The organism is uncultured Tenacibaculum sp. (genome assembly GCF_947494125.1).
Lineage (GTDB): Bacteria > Bacteroidota > Bacteroidia > Flavobacteriales > Flavobacteriaceae > Polaribacter.
Genome location: NZ_CANLTU010000064.1, coordinates 1 through 224 on the forward strand (window position 1 = coordinate 1; position 224 = coordinate 224).

Annotated in this window: 1 protein-coding gene; it reads right to left on the reverse strand. The window is 40.2% G+C overall.

The genetic code is table 11. The features are described from left to right. Nucleotides 1–224: hypothetical protein (locus tag Q0881_RS17825; protein ID WP_299163342.1), on the reverse strand; the 224-nt coding region annotated here is incomplete at both ends.

The window sequence follows — 224 nt, forward strand, 5'->3', positions numbered from 1 at the left end:
GTAGTTGCTGTTAATGTTTGACTCGCTACTACTGTTCCGCCTACTGTTAAACTATATACATAAGTTCCTGTTCCTCCGGCTGCCGTTACTGTGATACTTCCTCCTGTACTCGAATCACATACATTGTCATTCTCTACTACTCCAAAAGTTACTGCAACTGGATCTGGTACATTTACTGGTGCTTGACTTGTACATCCGTTAGCATCTCTTACTCTTATTATATA